This window comes from Pontibacter anaerobius (genome assembly GCF_026241195.1).
GTDB classification, from domain to species: Bacteria; Bacteroidota; Bacteroidia; order Cytophagales; family Hymenobacteraceae; genus Pontibacter; species Pontibacter anaerobius.
Window position 1 is genome coordinate 321,409 of record NZ_JAPFQO010000003.1, and the last position, 24,220, is coordinate 345,628.

The 24,220-nt window shown below is 52.7% G+C and carries 18 protein-coding genes; 13 read left to right on the top strand and 5 right to left on the bottom strand.

The window, feature by feature from the left end:
- Nucleotides 1–30 precede the first annotated feature (30 nt).
- From serA to OO017_RS06950, 3 genes are all read right to left on the bottom strand, one after another.
- Complete coding sequence (gene serA / locus OO017_RS06940; RefSeq protein ID WP_266051737.1) at nt 31–1,923, bottom strand: phosphoglycerate dehydrogenase; 1,893 nt, start codon at nt 1,921–1,923, stop codon at nt 31–33.
- Between the two features lie 107 nt (nt 1,924–2,030).
- Nucleotides 2,031–3,167 carry an N-acetyl-alpha-D-glucosaminyl L-malate synthase BshA gene (gene bshA / locus OO017_RS06945; RefSeq protein WP_266051738.1) on the bottom strand — a complete coding sequence of 379 codons (1,137 nt, stop codon included), beginning with the start codon at nt 3,165–3,167 and terminating at the stop codon, nt 2,031–2,033.
- A 72-nt stretch (nt 3,168–3,239) separates the two neighbouring features.
- On the bottom strand, nt 3,240–6,188 hold the full coding sequence (locus tag OO017_RS06950) for a serine hydrolase domain-containing protein (RefSeq protein ID WP_266051739.1): 2,949 nt from the start codon (nt 6,186–6,188) through the stop codon (nt 3,240–3,242).
- 428 nt (nt 6,189–6,616) lie between these two features.
- Between OO017_RS06950 and mutL the strand changes: the two genes are divergently transcribed.
- The 5 genes from mutL to OO017_RS06975 all read left to right on the top strand — a co-directional run bounded on the left by mutL (nt 6,617) and on the right by OO017_RS06975 (nt 13,986).
- Complete coding sequence (gene mutL, locus OO017_RS06955; RefSeq protein ID WP_266051740.1) at nt 6,617–8,482, top strand: DNA mismatch repair endonuclease MutL; 1,866 nt, start codon at nt 6,617–6,619, stop codon at nt 8,480–8,482.
- Between the two features lie 126 nt (nt 8,483–8,608).
- Nucleotides 8,609–9,388 (top strand): rhomboid family intramembrane serine protease, encoded by a 780-nt coding sequence (locus OO017_RS06960; protein WP_266051741.1) that lies wholly within the window; start codon nt 8,609–8,611, stop codon nt 9,386–9,388.
- 6 nt (nt 9,389–9,394) lie between these two features.
- Nucleotides 9,395–10,309 (top strand): rhomboid family protein, encoded by a 915-nt coding sequence (locus OO017_RS06965; protein WP_266051742.1) that lies wholly within the window; start codon nt 9,395–9,397, stop codon nt 10,307–10,309.
- A gap of 175 nt (nt 10,310–10,484) precedes the next feature.
- Nucleotides 10,485–13,076, top strand: coding sequence for a BamA/TamA family outer membrane protein (locus OO017_RS06970; protein ID WP_266051743.1), 2,592 nt, complete (start codon nt 10,485–10,487; stop codon nt 13,074–13,076).
- A 601-nt stretch (nt 13,077–13,677) separates the two neighbouring features.
- Nucleotides 13,678–13,986 (top strand): hypothetical protein, encoded by a 309-nt coding sequence (locus OO017_RS06975; protein WP_266051744.1) that lies wholly within the window; start codon nt 13,678–13,680, stop codon nt 13,984–13,986.
- On the opposite strand, the gene mdh is transcribed toward OO017_RS06975, so the two are convergent.
- Together mdh and tilS are read right to left on the bottom strand one after the other, a co-directional pair.
- The gene (gene mdh / locus OO017_RS06980; RefSeq protein WP_266051745.1) at nt 13,967–14,908 is read right to left on the bottom strand and encodes a malate dehydrogenase; all 942 of its coding nucleotides are present in this window, start codon (nt 14,906–14,908) and stop codon (nt 13,967–13,969) included. The genes OO017_RS06975 and mdh overlap by 20 nt on opposite strands.
- Nucleotides 14,909–15,127: 219 nt before the next feature.
- Nucleotides 15,128–16,459 carry a tRNA lysidine(34) synthetase TilS gene (tilS, locus tag OO017_RS06985; protein WP_266051746.1) on the bottom strand — a complete coding sequence of 444 codons (1,332 nt, stop codon included), beginning with the start codon at nt 16,457–16,459 and terminating at the stop codon, nt 15,128–15,130.
- A gap of 124 nt (nt 16,460–16,583) precedes the next feature.
- Between tilS and OO017_RS06990 the strand changes: the two genes are divergently transcribed.
- From OO017_RS06990 to recN, 8 genes are all read left to right on the top strand, one after another.
- Entirely contained in the window at nt 16,584–18,212 is a 1,629-nt protein-coding gene (locus OO017_RS06990; RefSeq protein ID WP_266051747.1) for an OstA-like protein, read from the top strand.
- Between the two features lie 70 nt (nt 18,213–18,282).
- Nucleotides 18,283–19,107, top strand: coding sequence for an outer membrane protein assembly factor BamD (locus OO017_RS06995; protein WP_266051748.1), 825 nt, complete (start codon nt 18,283–18,285; stop codon nt 19,105–19,107).
- An 11-nt stretch (nt 19,108–19,118) separates the two neighbouring features.
- A complete protein-coding gene (locus OO017_RS07000) occupies nt 19,119–19,448 on the top strand; it encodes a DNA-directed RNA polymerase subunit omega (protein WP_266051749.1) in 330 nt (109 codons plus the stop codon).
- A 12-nt stretch (nt 19,449–19,460) separates the two neighbouring features.
- Nucleotides 19,461–20,021: a flavoprotein gene (locus OO017_RS19975; protein WP_369426420.1), complete on the top strand. Its 561-nt coding sequence runs from the start codon at nt 19,461–19,463 to the stop codon at nt 20,019–20,021.
- Nucleotides 20,002–20,664 carry a bifunctional phosphopantothenoylcysteine decarboxylase/phosphopantothenate--cysteine ligase CoaBC gene (gene coaBC / locus OO017_RS19980; RefSeq protein WP_369426421.1) on the top strand — a complete coding sequence of 221 codons (663 nt, stop codon included), beginning with the start codon at nt 20,002–20,004 and terminating at the stop codon, nt 20,662–20,664. Before OO017_RS19975 ends, coaBC begins: the two co-directional genes overlap by 20 nt.
- On the top strand, nt 20,657–21,562 hold the full coding sequence (gene porD / locus OO017_RS07010) for a type IX secretion system protein PorD (RefSeq protein ID WP_266051750.1): 906 nt from the start codon (nt 20,657–20,659) through the stop codon (nt 21,560–21,562). Before coaBC ends, porD begins: the two co-directional genes overlap by 8 nt.
- A gap of 72 nt (nt 21,563–21,634) precedes the next feature.
- Nucleotides 21,635–21,865, top strand: coding sequence for a hypothetical protein (locus OO017_RS07015; RefSeq protein WP_266051751.1), 231 nt, complete (start codon nt 21,635–21,637; stop codon nt 21,863–21,865).
- 596 nt (nt 21,866–22,461) lie between these two features.
- Nucleotides 22,462–24,159: a DNA repair protein RecN gene (gene recN, locus OO017_RS07020; RefSeq protein ID WP_266051752.1), complete on the top strand. Its 1,698-nt coding sequence runs from the start codon at nt 22,462–22,464 to the stop codon at nt 24,157–24,159.
- Nucleotides 24,160–24,220 lie beyond the last annotated feature (61 nt).

A 24,220-nucleotide genomic window follows, 5' to 3' on the forward strand; every position in this document is an offset into this window, starting at 1 on the left:
AAAACCTATAAAATCATACTTAAATGCCGGTTAATAAAGTATGCGGAACTTGATGGTATGGGCTACTTGCCGCATATCACTCACCACTTGCTTATCATAGGCCTTATCGATGTCGGTGATCACGTAGCCCACGCGTTCATTTGTCTTCAGGTACTGGCCTAGGATGTTTACTTGGTTCTTGGCGAGTACTTGGTTGATGTTGGCCAGCACACCAGGCACGTTGGCGTGGATGTGGATGAGGCGATGCGCGTTCTTCAGCTCCGGCAACTGCAGGTTCGGGAAGTTCACGCTGCCGTAGGTATTGCCAGAGTTAATATAATCCATGATGCGGTTGGGAACGAAGTTGGCGATGTTTTCCTGTGCCTCTGAGGTGCTGCCGCCGATGTGCGGTGTCAGGATAACGTTTGGCAGCCCGCGCAGCTCACTCTCAAAGGGCTCGCTGTTGGTGGCAGGTTCCTCGGGGAACACATCCACGCCTGCGCCGCTGATCTTGCCCGAATTTATACTTTGCACCAGCGCTGTGATGTCTACCACGTGGCCACGGCTCAGGTTCAGGAAAATGGCCCCTTCTTTCATGGCGGCAAACTCCTCTGCCCCGAACATGTTTTTGTTCTCGGGCCGGCCGTCCACGTGCAGCGTCACGATATCGGCTTTCTCCAGCAGCTCGGGCAGGAAGCTTACCTTGCGGGCGTTGCCCAGCTGCAGTTTCTCCACTACATCATAATAGTACACCTCCATGCCCATAGCCTCGGCCAGCACCGATAGCTGCGCACCGATGTTGCCGTAGCCCACAATGCCCAGCTTCTTGTCGCGCACCTCAAAACTGCCCTTCGCCGATTTGTCCCACTTGCCCTGGTGCATCTTGTTGCTCTTGTCCGTCACGTTGCGGCTCAGCATGATAATCTCTCCGATGGCCAGCTCCACTACACTGCGGGTATTGCTGTAAGGTGCGTTAAACACGGTTATGCCGGCCTCCAGGCAGGCGTCCAGGTCAATCTGGTTCGTGCCGATGCAGAAGGCACCCACACACATCAGGCGGTTGGCGTGCTCCAGCACCCTGCGCGTTACATGCGTTTTGCTCCTGATACCAAGTATGGAAACGTTCTTGATCTTCTCGCACAGTTCGTCCTCGCTCAGAGCGCCGCTAACAGTCTCCACCTGGTAACCCTCTTGGCGGAAAAGCTCTACGGCCTGCGGGTGCACGTTCTCCAGCAGCAGCACGCTAATACGGTTTTTGGGGTATGATATGGCCATAGGAAGTTTATTTTGATATAGAAATTCATCCAGGCTGGGGGCAATGTGCTCTGCCTTGGCTACCACGCTCTCGCGTGTTACGTTTTCGGTAAAAGCGTAGAATTTGTTGGCTAGTCCGGCTTCTTTTACCTCGTAGTCGGTGTAGCCGTCGCCCAGTACGTACACATCGCCGGGCAGGGCCAGGTGCTCCAGCAGCTTTATCTTGCCCTTGTCCAGGCTCAGCAGGTTCTCCTCATCAAAACCTACCAGGTTGCCCTGCTCATCTGCTTTAAACGTGTTGGCGTAGATATTCTCCTCCTTAATCCCATACTCTGTTACAATAGGCGTGATGAACTCCTTAAACCCGCTGGAGATGATGTAGATCTGGTCGGCGTACTGCTGCAGAAAATCGCGGTTGCGGCGGATGGACTCCGATACTTTCTCTTTGAGAGTGCTGATGAGCTGCGGCAGGTGGCGCTGGTGAGCCTGCAGTATGCTGAGGCGTTGTGCCAGCCCCTCCGAGAAAGAGCTTTTGCCGGCCATGGCACTGTCGGTTATCTGCTTTACCTGCTCCAGCAGTTGCTCACGCTGGGGGTGGTTCTGCAGGGAGATCGCACCCAGTTCGTCCAGCGCCTCCACCTGTGTAAAGGTGCTATCGAAATCAATGATGAAATACTTGTCTTTGCTCATGGTTAGGTATGGCTCTAAAAGACTTAGCCTGTAAGGTATAAAAAAAGAACCGGCCATGCAGTAGCAGGCCGGTTCTTTTTGATGTTATACTTTTGCGAGTGCGCGAATTACTGCAACGCCAGTTGTTCTGCAATAACACGCTGGTAGAAAGCTTCATAGAGCGGCACGATCTTCTTAATGTCAAAGTCTTTGGCGCGATTAAGGGCATTGGCCTTGAACTGCGGCAGGTGCTCGTCATCCAGCACGTAGAGAGCGTTCTGCACCATGTCGTCTACGGCACCAACGGGGCTCGCAAAGCCTGTAACGCCGTTTATGTTCAGCTCCGGTATGCCGCCGGCGTTCGTAGAAATAACCGGCACCTCGCAGGACATGGCCTCGAGGGCGGCCAGGCCGAAACTCTCCTTCTCGGAGGGCATCAGGAACAGGTCGGCGATAGAAAGCACCTCCTCCACGGCTTCCAGTTTTCCGAGGAAGCGCACATCCTGGCAGATCTGCAACTCGCGGCACAGCTTCTCCATTTTAGGTCGCTCAGGCCCGTCGCCTACCAGCAGCAGCTTGCTCGGTACTTTTTCCCGCACCTTGGCAAATATCCGGATCACATCCTCCACGCGCTTTACTCCCCTGAAGTTGGAAGTATGCACCAGCAGCTTCTCATTGTTCGGGGTAATGGCCATGCGGAAGTGCTCCTTTTTCTGGCGCTTGAATTTCTCCAGGTCAATAAAGTTGGGGATCACCTCAATGTCTTTCTCTATCTGAAAGAAATCGTAGGTCTCGGCACGCAGGCTGTCGGAAACGGCCGTAACTCCGTCAGACTGGTTGATGCTGAACGTAACCACCGGCTCAAAAGAGGCATCCTTGCCCACCAGTGTAATATCCGTGCCGTGCAGCGTGGTAATGATCGGGATGTTAATGCCTTTGGTGCGCAGGATCTGCTTGGCCATGTAAGCCGCCGAGGCATGCGGAATGGCATAGTGTACGTGTAGCACATCCAGCTTCTCGAACCGGACAATATCCACCATTTTACTGGCTAGTGCCAACTCGTATGGCGGGTACTGGAAAAGCGGATAAGTAGGGATGTATACTTCGTGGTAAAAGAGGTTCTCGTTGAAAACATCGAGGCGGGCCGGCTGGCTGTAGGTGATAAAGTGTACTTTATGTCCCTTCAGGGCAAGCTCTTTGCCGAGTTCCGTGGCTACCACGCCGCTGCCGCCAAAGGTAGGGTAACAGACTATACCAATTCTCATAGTTCAGGATTATGGCAAAACAACAAGTGCAGCCAACTTTTGTTGCTGCACTCGCTAAAATACCGATTTTTTTTAAGTTTTAGGCACCATGGCTTTGTAGATCACATCGTGTATCCTGGTGCGGATGTTATACTTCACCAGTTTGTTGTTGCTGGCATCTGGGTACACCCTGTTCGACAGGAAGATGTAGATCAGCTTGTTCTCTGGATCTGTCCAGGCGGCAGTGCCGGTAAAGCCGGTGTGGCCAAACGTGGCAGGGGAGGCCATGCTGGATGTTGGCCCGTTGCCATCCGGGGCTGGCTTGTCCCAGCCAAGTCCGCGGCGGCTGGTGTCAGATTGCCTTGCCGCAAACTCCGAAACCACCTCGGTGCCGTAGTACCTGTGCCCGCCGTAGTTACCGTTGTTCATGTTCATCTGCATCAGTATAGCCAAGTCGTTTGCGTTGGAGAACAGGCCTGCGTGGCCGGCTACACCTCCCATCATGGCAGCGCCCTGGTCATGCACTGTTCCCCGTATCAGGTTTTTTCGGAAATAATTGTCTTCCTCTGTCGGCGCAATTCGCTCGCGCGGGTGCTTCAGAAGTGGTGTGTACGTTAAAGTGCTAAGGCCAAGCGGCGCGTAGAAGTTCTGGTCCATGAACTCATCTATCGGCTGGTTCAGCATGGTTTCGGCCACACGTTTCATAATGTAAAAGCCAAGGTCGCTGTATTGATAGTCGTAAGTTCCATTCTTTTGCTTTGGCAGCAGCGGCGTTTTCACGGTCCAGGCCCACAGCGAGTCTTCCATGGAGTTGATAGAGTATACCCCCGGAATCACCTCGTTCATGTAAATGTCATTCTGCGTGCTGGCGTAAAACGTCTCTTTCAGCTTACGGTTGTCTATTGTTTTCTGCCAGGTCGGGATGCCCGGTTTCAGCCCTGCCTGGTGCGCCAGGATGTCGCGCATCCTCAGGTTGGCTTTGTTGGTTCCTTTCAGCTCCGGCAGGTATGTTACCAGTTTCTCATCCAAATTGATCTTGCCCTGATCCCTGAGAAACATAATGGCCTGCAGCGTAGCCGCCACCTTGGTGATAGAGGCAATATCATAGATGGTGTTCTTCGTTACCGGTTTCGCAGTATCGTAAGTATAATGGCCATAGGCTTTGTTGTAGACTACGGTTCCATCTTTTACTACCAGCACCTGCATGCCTGGCGTGGCAGCGTAAGCAATAGCTTCTGTGGCTATGTTGTCAATCTGCTCCAGCACTTTAGAGTCCATGCCCACACTCTCCGGCACGCCATACTTCAGGCGGCCGAGCGTGGCAGTTGGCAAACCTGTGCCTGCAGTATACTTGGCAGAGGCCGAAACGGGTAGCTTACCCATGGCTGCACGGGCACCAAACAGCACCTGCGGCACCAGCGACTGCGACACCGGGTTGTCCTCGTAACCGCTCACAAGCCACTTGTTGCCTTCAAAAAGCTTCAGGCTGTAAGCGTTTCCCATCACGGCTACTACCACTTTCTTATCGGTACGCTCACGCAGGTACTGGATAAAGGCCAGCGTGCCGGTTCCGATACCGAAGTTCTTAGCAGGCGTATTGTTCATGCCGTGGATGCTCACCACCACTACATCGTTGTCGTGCAGTTGCGGGATGATATCTGTAAAGGCCGTGTCTGGGGCATAGCGGTCAGGAATGGTGAAGTTTTTAACAGGCGCATAGTTGCCCATCGTCTCCTGAAACGTATTGTTCACCGAGGCGCCTACCGCCACAGAGGCAATGCTCAGGGTATCGAGGTTGCGGAAGGGAAGCAGGTTGTTCTCATTCTCCACCACCGTTACGGCATGTTCATACAGCTGCTCCTGTATCACGCGGCTGGTAGGGCGGTCTATGTCCGCTTGCAGGTTCTGCAGCTTGATGGGTTTATACTTGTTGAGGCCGGCCCAGTACTTGGCGTGCAGAATCTTACGCACGCGCTGGTCTATCTCTGCCTGCGTTATCTGGCCTTTCTTTACTGCTTTTGTAATCTTCTCTACAGCCGTAGGTACATCCTCCGGAAACAGCAGTACATCGTTGCCAGCCATCAAAGCCTTCAGGTCAACCTCGCCGGGTTTGTGGAAACGACTAACGCCCTGCATGTTAAGGGCATCGGTAAACACCAGGCCCCTATACTTCATTTTCTCCTTCAGCAGGCCTGTAACAATAGGCTTGGAGAGGGTAGATGCCTGGTTTTTGGTAGAATCTACGTTAGGCAAGTATAGATGGGCCACCATCACACCCATTACACCAGCGTCAAAAGACTGCTTAAAAGGGTACAGCTCTACATCAGTCAGGCGCTTCAGGTCGTGCTGGAGCACAGGCAAATCGTAGTGAGAATCAATATCTGTGTCGCCGTGGCCCGGGAAGTGCTTGGCCACCGCCATTACCCCATGGTCCTGCAAACCGCGGATGTAGGCAACGCCGTAACGGCTAACAGCCTCCTTAGACTCTCCGAAGGAGCGGTTGCCGATGACAGGATTGTTAGCGTTGTTGTTCACGTCGAGCACCGGAGAAAAGCTTACGTTCACGCCCAGGCGCTTCATTTTCAAGGCTATCTCACGGGCCATCAGGTATACATAACGGTCGTCGTGCATAGCGCCGAGCGTCATCTGGCGGGCAAAGTGCATGCTACTGTCCAGACGCATGTTCAGGCCCCACTCGGCATCCATAGCCACCAAAAGCGGCACTCTGGCTTTACTCTGGAAGCGGTTGGTAAGTACGGCCTGACGCTTAGGGCCGCCCTGCATAAACATAAGACCGCCGATGCTGTACTTACTCACCAGGGAGTCGATATGCTCAACGTGTTTCTGATCTTTGTTGGAGTAGGCTGCCACCATAAACAGCTGCCCGATGCGCTGCGCGGGAGTAAGCGTAGTCATCACACTATCGACCCATTGCTGTTCCCGGGGGGGCGCAATAATCTCCTCTGACGGGTTAAACGACATCAGGGGCCCCATAACAAGAAAAACAAGAATCAATACACCTACACTAAAACTCTTCAACATCTACGCTACTATTTATTAATTGGAACAAGTCAAAATTAAGCCTAATTTTGCACAAGGCAGTTCGGAAATACAGACTTTTAACAGCTTGGTTGGCGGCACTTTCGCCAGCTGGCCTGATAAGATGAAGGACAACCTTACAGCCTATCTGCAGCTAATGTGGCCTCAAAGGGTAGCCTCACAGTGCTAACGCCACCAGCCCCGGCAATGATATAACAAATCGCTATACTTTTTAAGACGAAAAGAGAAGCGAACCTGTTAGCAGAATTTCCACTCTCTGATCAGGAGCAGTCTGTAAATTAATAATAAATTTATTTCTGAAATAGTTCTGTATTTACAAATTAGTAAGAGCAAATATTTGGCCATAAAAGTAGAACTGCCTGATTTAGAGTAAAAATAAACTATATAGTAAAAAGGAGTTAGAAAAGCGGATGCCCGATATCATACATTTACTGCCTGATTTTCTTGCCAACCAGATTGCGGCCGGTGAGGTGGTGCAGCGCCCTGCCTCTGTGGTAAAGGAGCTGCTGGAAAACGCCATCGATGCACAGGCCACTAACATACAGTTGATCGTGAAGGAAGCGGGCAAGCAGCTGGTGCAGGTGGTGGATAATGGTGTGGGCATGACGGAGACAGATGCCCGCATGTGCTTTGAGCGCCACGCCACCTCCAAAATTCGCTCCACTGAAGACCTGTTCCGCATCCGGACGATGGGTTTCCGGGGAGAGGCCATGGCCTCTATCGGGGCGGTGGCGCAGGTAGAGCTTAAGACCAGGCCACAGAACGCCGAAACAGGCACCAAGCTGTTGATAGAAGGCTCGGAGGTAGTGCTGCAGGAGCCGGTGGTGACGCCGGAGGGCACCTCTATTGCGGTGAAGAACCTGTTTTACAACGTGCCGGCCCGTCGTAATTTCCTTAAGTCCAACGCGGTGGAGATGCGCCATGTGCTAGAGGAGTTCCAGCGGGTGGCGTTGGCTTACCCGGAAATCACGTTAACGCTGCACCATAACGACATGGAGGTGTTTAACCTGCCGGCCACCAAGCTGAGCCAGCGCATTGTGAGCATCTTTGGCAGCGCTTACAAAAACCAGATGGCCTACTGCGAGGAAGACACGGGCTTTCTGGTGGTGAAAGGCTACGTGGGCAAGCCCGAGCACGCCAAGAAAACGCGTGGCGAGCAGTTCTTCTACGTCAATAACCGCTACGTTAAAAGCGGCTACCTGAACCATGCCGTGATGACGGCCTTTGAAGGCTTGGTGGCCAAGGAAAACCACCCGTTCTACGTGCTCTTCATTGACATCGATCCGGAGAAGATCGACATCAACGTGCACCCTACCAAAACAGAGATCAAGTTCGAGGACGAGAAAACGGTGTACGCCATTGTGCATGCAGCCGTGAAACGTGCCCTTGGAGCCTATAATATTGCACCCTCGCTGGATTTTGAGCAGGATGTGAACTTTGCCCCGCTGCAGCCCATTCGCCTGCAGGGAGGCTTTAACAGTGAGTTTGAGCCGGAGCGCAACACAGGGGGCAGTAGCAGTGGCGGAGGTAGCCCTTTCCCGGGGTTTACGCCGCCGGCCACTACCACCAAGCGCGCCACCTCCAGGGGCTGGGAGCAGCTGTACGAACCCATGAAAGAGGTGGAGCAGGAGGAGCGGGTAAGTATGGCCTCATCAGGTACAGGCTTACTGAGCGATGCCTTTGCCGCGTCAGACGCCGCACCTGCCTCCACCAAAAAAGCTATCCAGATACACCAGAAGTACCTGCTGGTGCAAGTTAAGTCGGGGATGATGGTGATAGACCAGCAGGCGGCGCAGGAGCGTATACTCTACGAGAAGTACATGGCCTCACTGCAGAAGAAGACCGGTGCCTCGCAGGCGCTGCTGTTCCCGCAGACCGTGGAGCTATCAGCCACCGATGCCGTGCTGATAAAGGAACTGGCGGCGGAGTTCAAGGACATGGGCTTCCAGTTCGAGGACTTTGGCGGCAACACCATCATCCTGAACGGTATACCCGCCGATGTGCAGGCTGCCGACGAAAAAGAGCTGCTGGAGGAGCTGGTTGAGCAATACAAAAACAATTCGGCTACGTTAAAGCTTGATAAGAGAGAGAACCTAGCCCGGGCCATGGCCAAACGGCTGTCGGCACGTACGCTGGCACGCATGAGCGACCTGGAAATGAATTCGCTCGTAGACAAGCTGTTTGCGTGTCAGGTGCCGAACTATACCCCGGGAGGCCAGAAAACGCTGGTGATCATGGAGCTAAGCCAGCTGCACGATCTTTTCCTGAAAAACTAACTTAATAGCTGATTGTTAAGCTGTTGATTTCCGGCAAAGTCCGGATGTGCAACGTTACTATTGATCTAAAGTATAGGTCTGGACTTACACAGGCTTAGGATTTATACTTTAACTAACGATAAAAGCATGTTCAATATCACCCCTATGGTCAGGAACCTCCTGGTCATCAACGTGATCGTTTTTCTGCTACAACTCAGCGGAGTAGTTAGCCTGGAAAACTTTGCGCTGCATTATTTCGGGTCCGACCTGTTTCGGCCTATACAGCTGTTCACCCACATGTTTATGCATGGCGGCTGGTCGCACCTGTTCAGTAACATGTTCAGCCTCTTTATATTCGGGCCTTTGCTGGAGCGCTTCTGGGGGCCGCAGCGTTTCCTTGCTTTCTACCTGATCACAGGTTTGGGCGCCAGCCTTTTATACTCTGGTGTGCGCGCTTACGAATTGAATGGGCTGGAGAACGAGACGGCAACCTATATGGTGAATCCTGAACCGATGGCTTTTTATAACTATATGGAAGACCACTACAAGGGGCGATACAATACCGAATTTGCCGTGGAGTTTCGCCGCGACCCTAATAACGCTACCTATATAGAAGAAAGTAAGGAAGCCGTGCGTTATGTGTTCGGGCAGGTGTTTAACAGCCCGATGCTGGGTGCCTCCGGGGCCGTTTTCGGCATCCTGATGGCATTCGGATTGCTGTTCCCGAACCTGGAGCTTTTCCTGATCTTCCTGCCCATACCTATAAAGGCCAAGTACTTTGTGCTGCTCTACGGAGGGTATGAGTTATACGCCGGCTTTAACCGTGTGCCCGGCGATAACGTAGCACACTTTGCACACCTTGGCGGTATGCTGTTCGCGTATATACTTGTAAAGATGTGGCAGCGCAACGACTACAGTAATTACTAAGGTATAATGAGTATAACCAACGATATAAAAAACGCTTTCCGGCAGCCTAACAACACGCTCAAGCAACTCATCCTCATCAATGTGCTTGTTTTTGTGGTGCTGATCGTGACGCGCACCATCCTGATACTCACGAACGGGACGTGGGTGTACAATGTCATCATGCGTTTCCTGGCGCTTAACTCCGACCCGTTTGTTTTTATTACCCGCCCCTGGACGCTGATAACCTATTTCTTCACCCACGAGGGTTTTCTGCACATCATATTCAACATGCTGAACCTGTACTGGTTCGGGCAGCTGCTGCGCGAGTACCTCGGCGACAGGAAACTGCTGAGCCTGTACGTGCTGGGTGGTATTGCGGGCGGCGTGCTATACATGCTGAGCTATAATTTTATCCCATACTTTGCCGACCGTTCCTCGTTCTCGTTTATGATCGGAGCCTCGGCAAGTGTGCTGGCCATTGTGGTGGGCGCGGCCACCTTGCTGCCAAACTTCGCCTTTAACCTTATCCTGATCGGTCCCGTTAGGATCAAGTATATTGCCGCCTTCCTGGTGCTGCTCTCCATTTCCGGGGCAGTGGGCGACAACGCCGGCGGTAATATTGCCCACATCGGTGGAGCCTTTATCGGTTGGCTATTTATTAAGCAGTTGCAGCGCGGCAACGACATGGGCCGCCCGGTGCTAGCCGTAATCGATTTCTTTGCCAACCTGTTTAAGCGTAAACCGAAACTCAAGGTGACGCACAGCCGCTTTACCGGCGGAGGCAGCGCCAAGCCCAACGGCAGAAGCAGCAGAAGCAGCGGTCCCGGCACCCCAGACCAGAGCGAGATAGACCGCATCCTCGACAAAATATCCAGCTCAGGCTACGAGAGCCTCTCCAAAGAAGAAAAGCAAAAGCTTTTCCAGGCAAGTCAAAAGGATTAAATCCAACGTTTAGAAAGTATAAAGCGGCACCTCCCCAAGTGCCGCTTTATGTTTTTGCGGGACACGGTAACTAACAAGGTGTTAATCTGTTAGAGTATGGTTGCCGCCAAAGCTGAGGTATCAGGGAAAACCCTACAGCGGCAGGTAAGTATAAACTGGCAATCACACAGATTTTATGACACCAAGTATAGATAAGTGCAATTTTCTGGGCCTGCTGCTCGGATGCTGGTTCTGTTGCCACACAGCCGCTGCACAAACCATACTCCCCCAACAGGATAGTATAAACGTAGCCATTGCGCCTGATTATAATGATGTAAGTAAGCGCCACCGCTTCTGGTTCGGCGACAACTACCGTGCACTGTGGGCCACGCCCGTAAAGTTACGCGTGTTCAGGCTTGGAGAGGAGCGCGGAGGCATGACGATACTGCAGCGCGGAGGCGGGCAGCAAACCAAATCACTGCGCCTGGCAGACCCCACCGGCAAGGAGTGGGTGTTGCGCACTGTGCAGAAAGACCCGGAGAAAGCGTTGCCAGAGAACCTGCGCGAAACTGTGGCCAAAGACATTGTACAGGACCAGATATCCGCCTCACACCCCTTTGGTGCCCTGGTGGTACCACCGCTGGCCGAGGCACTAAACGTGCTGCACACGAACCCCGAGATCGTGTACCTTCCTAATGATCCCGCCCTGCCTGACTCTCTGGCCGAGTATGCCAATGCCGTTTACCTTTTTGAGGAACGCGAACCGATCAGGGCTGGTGTGGATACGGATAATACAGAAACAGTTCTGGAGAACCTGGAGGAGGACAACGACAACCGTGTAAACCAGCAGGCTGTGCTGCGAGCAAGGCTCCTGGACATGGTGATAGGCGATTGGGACCGCCACGAAGACCAGTGGCGCTGGCGGGAGCTGGAGGATGAGACAGGCGATTATTACGACCCTATTCCCCGCGACCGTGATCAGATTTTCTTCAAGAACGAAGGCTTAATCCCCAAGATCGGATCGCGGAAATGGATCATGCCCAAGTTTCAGGGTTTTGATGAAGAGATACGCGGCATAGAGGGTTTCAACTTTAACGCCCGCTACTTTGACCGTATGTTCCTGTCACACCTAGGTGAGGAGGATTGGCGCGAGGAGGTGAACTTTGTGCAGCAGCAGCTGACCGATGAAGTGGTTGACCGTGCGGTGCGCCGCATGCCCCCAGTTATTTATAAGCAGAGCGGCCCGGAGATTGCCCGTAAAATAAAGGCACGGCGCGATAACCTGCAGGAGCAGGCGCTGACCTATTATCGGTTTTTGGCAAAGGGTGTGGACATACCGGGGTCAGATAAACATGAGGAGTTTCTCCTGGACTACCTGCCGGGCGGTGATATAAACCTGAAAGTATACAAAATACTGAAGGAGGGCACCCGCGACCGCCTGCTGCTGGAGCGCACCTTCAGCCCAGGCACCACAGAGGAACTGCGCCTGTACGGCCGTGGCGACGAAGACGTGTTTACGGTGCAGGGCAACGAAAAGTCCGCTATAAGAGTGCGCCTGATAGGAGGGGGCAGTGCCGATAGGTTTAATGTGGGCCGCGACTTCCGCAACAAAGGCAAACTGCTGATCTATGACCGCTCAGACGAGGAAAACACACTGCCTGCTAAAGGAATGGCGAAGCTGCGCACCTCCACCGACACCATTGTAAACGACTATAATCCGCGCAGTTTCAAGTATAACCAGCTGATGCCGCTTGCCACCGTAGGCTATAACCTCGACGATGGCATTCTGCTGGGGCTGGGCTTTAAGTATACCAAGCACGGTTTCCGGAAGGAGCCTTACGCGGCGCAGCATAAGTTGTTAGTTGGGCACGCATTGGCAACAAACGCGTTCTTCGGGAGCTACGAAGGTGATTTCCCGCACCTGCTGGGCAAGTTTGACCTGGGGGTGGAGTTGGATGCCAAGGCCCCAAACAACACCAGCAACTTCTTTGGCGTGGGCAATAACACCGAGTTTATAGATGAGGGCGACAAACCGATCCGCTACTACCGCACCCGCTATGACTTTGTGGAGGCGCAGGTGGTGCTACGGCGCCAGCTTACGAGCAGGTTTCAAATGTATGGTGGCGTTACAGGTCAGTTCTTCAGTATGCAGCCCGGCGACAACGAGGGCCGCTTTATAAACCTGTACCAGGTGCAGCACCAGGAGGAGAACCTATTCGAGAGCAACTATTATAGTGGTTTGGTTGGCGGTTTCTCCCTCGATACCCGCGATGATAGCCTGCAGCCCTCCAGAGGGTTGATATGGAACACCAGCATGCGGGGCGTCGGCCAGTTAAACGACGAGAAGGAAAAGTATGGGCAACTGCAATCGGAGTTGGGGCTATACTTTAAGCTAAGCAAAAAGTTTGTGGTGGCCAATCGTATGGGGGGCGGCACCACCTATGGCGATCCGGCTTTCTTCCAGCTTTTATACTTAGGCGGCACCAATAACCTGCGCGGCTTCCGCAATTACCGCTTTGCCGGCGAGCAGATGCTTTACCATAACCTGGAGCTACGCCTTAAGCTGTTTGATTTCACCTCGTACCTGTTGCCTGGCTCCGTAGGCCTGATCGGCTTTAACGACGTGGGTAGGGTGTGGGCTGAGAACGGTGATGACGGCGGCGGACTGCACCACGGCTATGGCGGCGGCCTCTACGTTCTCCCCGCTGAACTCATACTGCTGCACGGCGTGGTCGGCTTCTCCGAGGAAGGCGTGTTGCCATACTTTTCGGTTGGGTTTAGGTTTTAAGCTGATTTAGCAATGCTGTGATTTTAGTGTAAAGAATAAGTGGCAATGCCATTGCGCAGACAGGTCGCGGCCTATCCCCAAGAAGGTGTAAAACTAACCACGCCCCCTCCCGAGAGGGGAATTATCAAACCACCCCTGCCCCTCCTTATCCAAGGAGGGAAGCCTGTGATGACTGATGTTGAAGTATAAGTTACATCGTTGGAGATGAATGTCATCAGCAAAAGTATGAACGAACCCACCCCTAGCCCCTCCGAGGAGGGGCTAGGGGTATACCTCTCCCCAGCCCTCTCCTTTTCTCGAGGGCCCCTACCCCCAAAACAGGAGAGGGAGTCCGGTTCAAGTGGTATAGCAATGGCTATCGAGAACTGATTCCAGTCCTTGGGTTGAGCGCCTTGTGAGATTCCGGTGCCCGTAAGGGCATTGCGACCGAAGGGTAGCAAAGGAAGGGAACACAGCGCGATGCCCGAGGACGAGCCCTCCCGGGCTTGAGGGAGCCAAGGCTAGAAATAGAAAAGGATGCTTGTAAGGCTGAGGATCAGCAGCAGCTTGCAAGGATAGCTTGTTTCAAATTATAGGAAGCAGCGGCTAGGGAAGTATAAGTATGCGGACTAGGAAGTCCGCGGCAGAAAGGTTCCGGACAAGGATGTCCGGAACAGCGGTAGCGACAAGTATAAAAGTATGGCCAAAGTATAAAGTATGGCTACAGTTGAGTTACAAACGCAACACCATAAAAGGACACAAGTCCGGAGACTTGCGGCAGAAGGGAAAAACTACGCTTACTTATTTACTAAGAGCCTCGCAGGAGCTTGGCACACGGCGAGGCCAGAAAAAACAAAAGCGCCGCTCCTTTTCAGGAGCGGCGCTTTTTATCAATAAGTATACTTCTATGCTTAAGCTTTGGCAGCGTTGATGTTGTCCAACGCATCCATAACTTCTTTCACGTGGCCACGAGAGGTCTCCAGCAGCTGCTTCTCTTCGTCGTTCAGCTGCAGCTCAATGATCTTCTCGATACCGTTCTTGCCAAGGATTACCGGCACACCCAGGTAAACACCATCGATGCCGTACTCGCCTTCCAGCTTCACGCAAACCGGGAACACACGGCGCTGGTCGCGCACGATCGCCTCCACCATCTGGGCAGCTGCTGAGCCCGGTGCATACCAGGCAGATGTACCCATCAGTTTCACCAGCTCGCCGCCACCGTTCTTGGTGCGGTCTACAATGGCGTTCAGTTTATCTTCCTCAATCAGCTCCGTTACCGGGATACCGCCCACAGTGGTGTAGCGCGGAAGCGGAACCATGGTGTCGCCGTGGCCACCCATCAATACCGCCTGGATATCTTTTGGAGACACGTTCAGGGCCTCAGCCAGGAATGCACGGTAACGGGCCGTATCCAGAATACCGGCCATACCCATAACGCGCGTGCGTGGCAGTTTAGAAGTGATGTGCGCTGCATACGTCATCACGTCCAGTGGGTTAGAAACCACAATGATGATGGCGTTTGGAGAGTGCTTTACAATGTTTTCCGTTACCGACTGCACGATACCGGCGTTGGTAGAGATCAGGTCGTCGCGGGTCATGCCTGGCTTGCGTGGCAGGCCCGATGTGATCACCACCACGTCAGAGTCAGCGGTTTTGCTGTAATCGTTTGTTACACCTACAGTGCGTGTGTCGTAAAGGTTGATTGGCGATTTCTGCCAGATATCGAGTGCTTTACCTTCGGCAAATCCCTCTTTAATATCCACTAGTACTACTTCGTTCGCGATTTCGCGGTAAGCCAGCACATCGGCACATGTAGCGCCAACGTTACCTGCTCCAACTACAGTTACTTTCATGGTCGGATATAGTTTTTAATTTGGTTTGAGATTCTGTTAAGTCCTGTAAAATTAGAAAAATCTATTAGAAAAACTTCGTTTTCGTGTCAAGTATCATGATACACCTAGCACGACTTTTTTAAATTGAGAAAAGACTGTCCTTACTAAAGTATAATAACCCAAAAAGCTCATTGTCCTTTGTCAATAATACTGGATTAAGTACTTTTTGAAGGCGTCGTGCTACGTGATACGCTCTATGCTTATTTCCACCACCCGCTCGGTCTTTTCCGTCACCTTAAAGCGGTTGTCGAGGCGCTGGCCCACCACCCAGGCCACAGACTGGTCAGAAATCAGCAACAGCGTCTGGCTCTTAAGGTTTGCGGGCACTTTCTTGTCTATCAGAAAATCACTTATCTTTTTCTTGCCGTTCATACCCAGCGGCACAAACCAGTCGCCCTCCTGCCAGCTGCGCAGCTTTAGCGGGAACTTGAGCAGGTCGGCATCCAGGGCGGCCACATGCGGTTTAGTGTTGAGTTTATACTTGTCAGCTTGTATGTACTTTATGCTGAAGCGAAGGTTGCCGGCTTCAGCCTCCGTATCGCCCTCGTTTAGAAGTATGCTCCCGTAGCTGCTCAGGTTGCGCGGCGTTATCACCAGTTGGTCGCGGTCTTTCACCAACGTATGGGTTGGCGAATCGAACTGCTTGCCCGATATACCCTCCAGCGCCTCCACCAGCTCCAGCACCACGCTGTAGCTGAAGTTAAACGGCCGCAGCAGCTCGTGCAGCACCACCGGCAGGCCTGTGGCGTTCTGCAGCGGCACCAGCGAAATGTAGAACGCGTTCTCGGCCTCTTTTATACTTTGCTCGCGCAGGTTCTCGATGTAGGTGGCCACAATGCTTTCGGCGTGGCTCACGCGCTCGGCCGTGTGCTGCATCGTCTCCTCCAGGCTCGGGTTTATCTCCTTCAGCACTGGGATCACCTCGTGGCGGATCTTATTGCGCTGGTACTTGGTGGTGATGTTGGAGCTGTCTTCGCGCCATATCAGTTTGCGCTCCGTCACGTACTCATAGATATCATCCTTGGTTACGGAGAGCATGGGGCGGATAATATGCCCGTTCTTGGGCGGGATACCGTGCAGGCCCGCAATGCCTGTGCCTTTGGTGAGGTGCAGCAATATGGTTTCCGTCAGGTCGTTACTGTGGTGGGCCGTGGCAATGTGGTCGTAGCCTTCCTGTTTCCTTACCTGCTCAAACCACTCGTAGCGCAGGGTGCGGGCAGCCATCTGGGTAGAGAGTTTCTCCTGCTCGGCAAAGGCGCGGGTGTTGAAGTTCTCGGTAAAGAACGGCACGTTATACTTTTTGGCCAGCTTTTTGACGAACACCTGGTCGGCTTCGGCGTCCTCGGCGCGCAGCCCAAAGTTGCAGTGCGCCACCGCAAACTCATACTTGAGTTGGTACAGCACCTCGCACAGCACCACCGAGTCGATGCCGCCGCTAACGGCCGCTAAAATTTTATCCGTAGGCTCACAAAGGCCTTGTGATTGTATGAAACCTGAAACTTTCTGTAGCATAAAGCAGCGGCTGGTGATTTTTTTCTAATTTTGAAGTATAAAATAGACGAAAGACTGTTAGACAAAGGACAAAAGAATTGGAATCCTTTGTCATAATGTCTTTAGTCCTTTGTCTACGATCTAAATGAACTACACAAAACTACTGTTTTCTCTTGTCTTTAGCCTGATTACATTCACCGTTTTCGGGCAGAACCAGCGGCCAAGGCAGGGCCAGACGGAGAAAGTGCCCGTAGACCTGCAGCAGGCCGACAGCCTGATTGGCGGTACCTTTAACGGGCAGCGCATCGATAAGCTTATCGGCAACGTGATTTTTAAGCAGAAGGACGGCATGCTGTACGCCGACTCCGTGTACCAATACAAGGAGAAAAACGTGCTGGAGGCCTTTGGCAACGTACGCATAAACCAGGCTGATACCGTGAACATCACCGGTAACACCGCCACCTACAACGGCGATACCCGCACTGCTAAAATCATAGGCGATGTGGTGATGCGCGACCCGCGGATGACCCTCACCACGCCCAGCCTGGATTATAATCTGAACTCCCGCACCGCCACCTATACCGAGGGAGGCGTGATCGTGGACCCGGAGAACCGCCTGGTAAGCCGCCGCGGCTCTTATAACACCAAGACTAAGATGTTCGATTTTCAGCAGGACGTGAACGTAACGACGGCTGACTATACTATTAAGGCCCAGAACATGCGTTACAACACGCTGACGAAGGTCGTGTACTTTCAGGGGCCAACTTTTATCAAGGGGCAGCAAGGCGATCTGTACGCAGAGGAAGGGACTTACAACACCATCACCAAAGTATCGAACTTCGGGCGCAACGCTTATATTCTGACCCCGGAGTATAGGTTGGGTGGCGATAAATTATTTTATAACCAGGCCACCGGCTACGGCTATGCGGAGAAAAACGTGTCGTTGCGGGCGCTGAAGGATGACGTGACCATACGTGGGGAAATTGGCCGCTACTGGCGCAACAAGGGCGAGGCCAAAGTATACGGCAACCCGGTTATGGAAACGGTGATGGAGGGCGACACGCTGTTTCTCTCAGCGGATACCTTGTACTCGCAGGAGCCCAAGGGAGCCAGAACGGCAAGTATGATCTTTGCCTATCCGAACGTGAAGATCTTTAAGTCTGACCTGCAGGGCAAAGCCGACTCGCTGAGCTACAACCGCACCGACTCTGTTATGCACATGAACGTGAAGCCGGTGCTCTGGAACGAGGAAAGCCAGTTGGTGTCTGATACCATCCACATACAGCTGCGAAACCAGACCATAGACCGCATGTACATGTACAGCAACGCCTTTATCACATCTGAGGACACGCTCCAGAACTACAACCAGGTGAAGGGCCGCGACATGACTGCATACTTTGCAGACGGTGATATCAAACGCGTGAATGTGAACGGTAACGGGGAGAGTTTATACTTTGCCCTGGAAGGCGATACCGCCCTGACAGGTATGAACAAAGCCATCTGCAGCGACATGATTCTGAAGTTTGCAGAAAATAAACTGCAGACAATTTCGTTTCTGGTGCAGCCGGATGCCAGTTTTGTGCCTCCTCACGAGCTGAATGAGGCAGACAGGAGGCTGGAGGGCTTTGCCTGGCTATCAGAGCTGCGGCCAACCAAGCAACAGGTGTTGTCTAAAAAAGCACCAGCCGCCAAAGTTGCCCCGGCCACAAAAACGCCAGCCGCTAAACCCGGCGCCAGTAAAAAGCGGGCAAACAGGAAGAAAAACAAGCAGTAGCAAAGAAAGCTGCCCCCATTGCTTAATCTCTTTTGTAAATCAAACGGATATTCTATAATTTTGCCTGTTCATGAATAGAGGCTTTTTCCATAGTATCGCACTGTTTTGCCTGTTACTGCTGGCCACCGGCTGTAGTAACTTTCAGCAATTGCTGAAAAGCAACGATGTCAGCAAGAAATATCAGGCTGCACTGGAGTATTATGAGCAGGAGGAGTATTACCGCGCCTCCCAGCTGCTAGACCAGGTTACCGACCTGATGGCTGGTACCGAGGAGGCTGAGAAAGCCCAGTTCTACCGCGCCAAGGCGCACTTCCTGCAGGGTAATTACATCCTGAGCGACGCCTACTTCCGCAACTTCTACACCACTTACCCGCGCAGCCCGTTTGCCGAGGAGGCTATGTTCCTGCAGGCCCAGTCGCTGTACGAGCAGTCGCCGAGCTACGAGGAGGACCAGACACCAACCATTACGGCCATTGAGGCGTACGAGGAGTTTTTGGTCCGCTATCCGAACAGTGAGCGCGTAGAGAAGGCAAACCAAGTGCTGGAGGAGCTGTACACCAAACTCGACAGAAAAGACTTTTACCAGGCCCAGTTGTACTATAAACTGCGCTACTGGCGCTCTGCGGCGGTTGCCCTGAATAACTTTTTACAGGAGCACGCCTCTTCCCCATATGCCGAAGAAGCCGCTTTCCTGAGATTCGATGCCCAGCACCGCTTTGCACAGGAAAGTGTGCCGGACAAGCAGGAGGAACGCTATGACGTGGCGCTGGATTACTTCCAGTCTTTTGTGGACATGTACCCGGAGAGCAAGTATAAGCGTGAGGCCGAGCGTGTGTTCGACGCCGTACAGACTGCCTTGGCAGATATCAGAAAATCAAAACAACAGAATTCATAAAGTATACATATATGGCATCAGTTCCATCATCAATCGTTACCCGCAACATGGCCGACTTTGCAGAGCAAACCGGCAACGTGTACATGTCTGTGTCTGTTATCTCTAAAAGAGCAAACCAGATTTCTGTGAAGCTGAAAGAAGAGCTGAACTCTAAGCTGGCTGAGTTTGCCACTACGGTAGACAACCTGGAGGAGGTGTTCGAGAACCGCGAGCAGATCGAGATCTCTAAGTACTATGAGCGTTTACCAAAGCCTACCAGCCTTGCTATCGAGGAGTTTCTGGAAGGAAAGGTATACGTTAGAAAGCCAGACGAGGAAACCGAGGAGGACATCAACCTGTAATATTACAGGCGGATGCTGCAAGGTAAAAAGATCATATTGGGAGTTTGCGGAAGTATAGCAGCCTATAAAGCTGCCTTGCTCGTCCGCCAGCTCATAAAAGCAGAAGCAGAAGTACAGGTCATTTTGACTGCTTCTGCTTCTGAGTTTATAACCCCTCTAACGCTGGCTACCCTTTCTAAAAGGCCGGTGCTTAGCCAGTTTGTTAAAGACGAAACCGGTACTTGGAACAACCACGTGGACCTTGGCCTCTGGGCCGATGCCCTGGTAGTGGCTCCGGCCAGCGCCAACACCGTCGCTAAAATGGCAAATGGCTTCTGCGATAACCTACTTAGTGCCACGTATCTATCGGCACGTTGCCCCGTTTTTGTAGCCCCCGCCATGGATCTGGATATGTACCAGCATCCGGCAGTTCAAAACAATTTTACCAAGTTGCAGGGCTACGGCAACCGCATTATAGAGGCTGGCTACGGCGAATTAGCCAGCGGGCTGGTAGGGCAGGGGCGCATGGCGGAGCCGGAGGAGATTGTGCAGGTGCTTCAGAATTTTTTTTCAGGTGACAGAAAGATTGTTTAACGGCAAAACAGTACTGCTTACGGCAGGTCCTACCCACGAGCCCATCGACCCGGTGCGTTTTATCGGGAACCACTCTACCGGTAAAATGGGTTACGCTTTGGCAGAGAGCTTTGCGGAGAGAGGTGCGAAGGTCGTGCTGGTGTCGGGGCCAACAAACCTGCACACGCACCACGCAAACATCAAAGTAAAGCACGTAACTACGGCTGAGGAGATGTATAAGGCGGTACTGAAGTATGCCGATGCCGCAGATATCTGGGTGTTTGCCGCCGCCGTGGCCGACTACCGCCCTAAAACGGTGGCCGATAAGAAAATAAAAAAAGCCGGCGACGAGCTGACGATAGAGCTGGTGAAAAACGTTGATATTGCAGCGGCACTGGGCAAGCAGAAGGAGGAGTGGCAGTTTTCGGTGGGCTTTGCCCTGGAAACCGACAACGAAAGCGCAAACGCCCGAGAAAAGCTACGCAAAAAGAACCTGGACATGATCGTGCTTAACTCGCTCAACGACCCGGGTGCTGGTTTTGCGCACGATACGAACAAGATCACTATAATTGAAGAAAACGCCACGCATACGTTTGACCTGAAATCTAAGCGTGAAGTGGCACAAGATATTGTAAACTTAATCTGGGAGCGGATATATGGCTAAGAGGGTACTTGTTTTGCTAATGCTGATCTTTACCGCCTGGGGCGCCAGGGCGCAGGAGCTACAGTGCGATGTGGTAGTAAACAGCGAGCAGGTACAGTACACCGACAGGCAACTGTTCACGGATATGCAAACCAGCATTTTCGAGTTTATGAACAACCGCCGCTGGACAAGCCAGGCCTACCGCCCCGACGAGCGCATCAAGTGCCGCATCCTCATTAATCTGACGGAGATGCCGGAGATCGGTTCTTTCCGAGCCAATGTGCAGGTACTGTCGGTAAGGCCGGCCTATGGCACCGGCTACGAATCCGTACTCTTCTCTTTTATCGATAAAGACTGGACCTTCCGGTTCAATGCCGCCCAGCCGCTGGAGTTTGCCGAGAACAACTATTCCTCCAACCTGTCGTCGATGCTGGCTTTCTATGCCTACATGATCATCGGGATGGATAACGACAGCTTTGGCCGTTTAGGTGGTTCCCCGGCCTACGACAGAGCCAGGGCCATACTTAACCTGGCCGCCTCGCAAGGCTCCGGCTACCCTGGTTGGAAAGCCTTCGACAGCAACCGCAACCGCTACTGGCTGATCGATAATGTACAGGACCCGCAGTTTTTGCCGTTCCGCGAAGGGCTTTATACCATGCACCGCCAGGGGCTGGACCAGATGGCCGAAAAGCCGGAGGAGGCACGGCAGAGTGTGCTTGGTATGCTAACTAACATACAGCGCCTGCAGCAGCAAAAACCGAACTCTGCCATACTACGCGCCTTCTTCGATGCGAAGGCAGATGAGCTTGTGAACATGTTCAAGTCCGCCGCCCCGGCGCAGAAACAGCAGGCTTACACCATCCTATCCCAAGCAGACCCTACCAACAACAGCAAGTATGGTGTTTTGCTAAAACGCTAAAATTTTTAGAATTCTGCTAAAAGAGTGTAACTTCGCGGAGCAAAATTTGCTGCCGGCTTTATACTTGCGCCCATGGGAAAACGCCAGATCCGCATCTTCCGAAACAACCTTTTAAACCGCCGCTTCGAGCTGCTGCAAACTCCGTCTGTGCAGGTGGTGCTGCGCGATAAGGTGGTATTAACCGGCAAACTGAAGGAGCTGAACGAAAAAGGGGCAGAGCTGCAGGACCAGCGTTTCAACCACCACACTTTCCCGCTGGAGCAGGTGGAGGAGATGATCTATGATGTGGAGGCGCCGTACTAAAGTGGGTTGCTTTTCTATAAAACATGATTGTAGCAAGTAATAAAGGGTATTGCGTAACCAAAGGAAAAGCTTTCCCAGTTTTTCTGGGAGGCGCCTTGTGAGATCCGGTGCCGCGCGAGCGGCAGCGCCCTGGCGCAGGAGGGAACACAGCGCCGAGCAGGAAAACGAGGCCTCCCGGCCTGGAGGGAGCCAATGCCAGAAATGAAACGTTAGATATGCAAGGCTGAGGATGAACCGTGGCTAGTAAGGATAGCCAAAGTATAAAGGCTTGCGCGGACTAGGAAGTCCGCAGCAGAAGGGTTCCGGACAAGGATGTCCGGAACAGCGGTAGAAAGTCCGGAACGGCATTACATCGGCAGCCGGCAAGTATAGCCAAAGTATAAAGTATAGCTACAGTCGGGTTACAGACCGTCACCATAAAGAGGCACGAGTTGTAAACCCGCGAAAGCAGCAGGAACATGCAGACGCTTACACCAGGCACAACAGAAGTAACAGCAACAGAAATCCGAATCCCATACTTCAAAAAAAGAACAGAAATAACGAACTTTAGCATAGGCCAAAATCCTTCTTATGTCTATAGTCTTGCGTCATAGTATATGCTGATAGATCTTAAAATAAAGAATTACGCCCTGATAGAGAAACTGGAGATGAACCCTTCGCCGGTGCTCAACATCATCACGGGTGAGACAGGTGCCGGTAAGTCCATTATGCTGGGGGCTATTGGCCTGCTGCTGGGCAACCGCGCTGATACCAAGCTGCTCTTTAACCAGGAGGAGAAGTGTGTAATTGAAGGCGTGTTCGACATCTCGAGCTATAACCTGCAGGAGCTTTTCACGAAAGAGGACCTGGACTTCGACAACCAGTGCATTCTGCGTCGTGAGATCAGCCCCAGCGGTAAGAGCCGCGCCTTCGTGAACGACACGCCCGTAACCCTGGACGTGATCCGCAAGATCGGCGAGAACCTGATGGATATCCACTCGCAGCACGACACGCTGCAGCTCGGCGACACCAGCTATCAGCTTAACATACTCGATATTTATGCCGGCAACACCTCGTCGATGGGCAACACCACGTTTGATATTTACGCAGGCAACCTGTCGTACCTGCGCAAGTATAACGAGAGCTACCGCAAGTATAAAAAGCTGGAAAGCGATTATAAGAAGCTAACCGACCAGCTGGCGCAGGCGCAGAAGGAGCACGATTACCACGCCTTTTTGCTGAACGAGCTGGATGAGGCAGGCCTGCAGGAGAACGAGCAGGAGGAGCTGGAGGAGGAGCTGAAGCAGCTGGAGAACGCCGAAGATATCAAACTGAAGCTGACGCAGGCGGTACAAAGCCTCACGGAGTCGGAGTTTAACATCACCTCGGCCCTGAAGGATACCGTGCATACGTTGAGCCAGCTGGCCGCTTTCTCTAACAAGTATGAGGAGCTTCGCAGCCGCGCCGAGAGCTGCATGATAGAGCTGAACGACGTTGCCGGGGAGCTGGAGGATGCCGAGCGCAACACCGAGGCCGACCCGCAGCGCACCCTGGAGGTGCAGGAGCGCCTGAACCTGATTTATACGTTGCAGCGCAAGCACCAGGTGCAAAGCAACGCGGAACTGCTGCAGCTACAGCGCGAGCTGGAGGAGAAAGTGGGCAGCGTGCTCAACCTGGATACCGCCATCGCCAACACCGAGAAAGCCGTGAAGGCTGCTGAGCAGGAGGTACTGGAGAAGGCAGCTTTACTTTCGGAGCGTCGCAAAGCGTCTTTCGGTACGTTTGAGGAAGAACTGTACAAACTGCTGGCTGAGCTAGGAATGCCGAACGCACGCATCGTTATTCAGCATAACGAGGTAGCGCCATCCGCTACCGGCACCGACGACATCAGTATACTTTTCAGCGCCAACAAAGGAGCGCAGCCACAAACATTGATCAAGGCTGCCTCGGGTGGTGAGTTCTCGCGCCTGATGCTAAGTATAAAGTATATGCTTGCCGATAAAACCGCCCTGCCGACCATCGTTTTCGATGAGATAGACACGGGTATATCTGGTGAAGTGGCCGTGAAAGTGGGCAAGATGATGCAGCAAATGGCGCAGAAACACCAGATCATCGCCATCTCACACCTGCCGCAGATTGCCGCGCAGGGCAACTCGCACTATTTTGTGTACAAGCACGACACCGAAGACCGCACTATCAGCCGTATTAAGAAGCTGGATGACCAGGAGCGCATAAACGAGATAGCGCACATGATTGCCGGCGCGAACCCGAGCGACAATGCGTATCAAAGTGCAAAAGAGTTGCTTTCACTCTAATTAGTAATTGCTATATTGCTGCTTCGTTTCCGGGGTAACCGGTAAATCTAGGTTAGGCAAT

Coding starts and splice junctions, on each gene's coding strand:
- porD (WP_266051750.1), top strand. CDS start 20,657: ATGGCTAAGAGGGTACTTGTTTTGCTAATGCTGATCTTTACCGCCTGG.
- OO017_RS07000 (WP_266051749.1), top strand. CDS start 19,119: ATGGCATCAGTTCCATCATCAATCGTTACCCGCAACATGGCCGACTTT.
- OO017_RS19975 (WP_369426420.1), top strand. CDS start 19,461: ATGCTGCAAGGTAAAAAGATCATATTGGGAGTTTGCGGAAGTATAGCA.
- tilS (WP_266051746.1), bottom strand. CDS start 16,459: ATGCTACAGAAAGTTTCAGGTTTCATACAATCACAAGGCCTTTGTGAG.
- OO017_RS06970 (WP_266051743.1), top strand. CDS start 10,485: ATGACACCAAGTATAGATAAGTGCAATTTTCTGGGCCTGCTGCTCGGA.
- OO017_RS06950 (WP_266051739.1), bottom strand. CDS start 6,188: ATGTTGAAGAGTTTTAGTGTAGGTGTATTGATTCTTGTTTTTCTTGTT.
- OO017_RS07015 (WP_266051751.1), top strand. CDS start 21,635: ATGGGAAAACGCCAGATCCGCATCTTCCGAAACAACCTTTTAAACCGC.
- serA (WP_266051737.1), bottom strand. CDS start 1,923: ATGAGCAAAGACAAGTATTTCATCATTGATTTCGATAGCACCTTTACA.
- OO017_RS06990 (WP_266051747.1), top strand. CDS start 16,584: ATGAACTACACAAAACTACTGTTTTCTCTTGTCTTTAGCCTGATTACA.
- recN (WP_266051752.1), top strand. CDS start 22,462: ATGCTGATAGATCTTAAAATAAAGAATTACGCCCTGATAGAGAAACTG.
- mutL (WP_266051740.1), top strand. CDS start 6,617: ATGCCCGATATCATACATTTACTGCCTGATTTTCTTGCCAACCAGATT.
- bshA (WP_266051738.1), bottom strand. CDS start 3,167: ATGAGAATTGGTATAGTCTGTTACCCTACCTTTGGCGGCAGCGGCGTG.
- OO017_RS06995 (WP_266051748.1), top strand. CDS start 18,283: ATGAATAGAGGCTTTTTCCATAGTATCGCACTGTTTTGCCTGTTACTG.
- OO017_RS06965 (WP_266051742.1), top strand. CDS start 9,395: ATGAGTATAACCAACGATATAAAAAACGCTTTCCGGCAGCCTAACAAC.
- mdh (WP_266051745.1), bottom strand. CDS start 14,908: ATGAAAGTAACTGTAGTTGGAGCAGGTAACGTTGGCGCTACATGTGCC.
- OO017_RS06960 (WP_266051741.1), top strand. CDS start 8,609: ATGTTCAATATCACCCCTATGGTCAGGAACCTCCTGGTCATCAACGTG.
- OO017_RS06975 (WP_266051744.1), top strand. CDS start 13,678: ATGCGGACTAGGAAGTCCGCGGCAGAAAGGTTCCGGACAAGGATGTCC.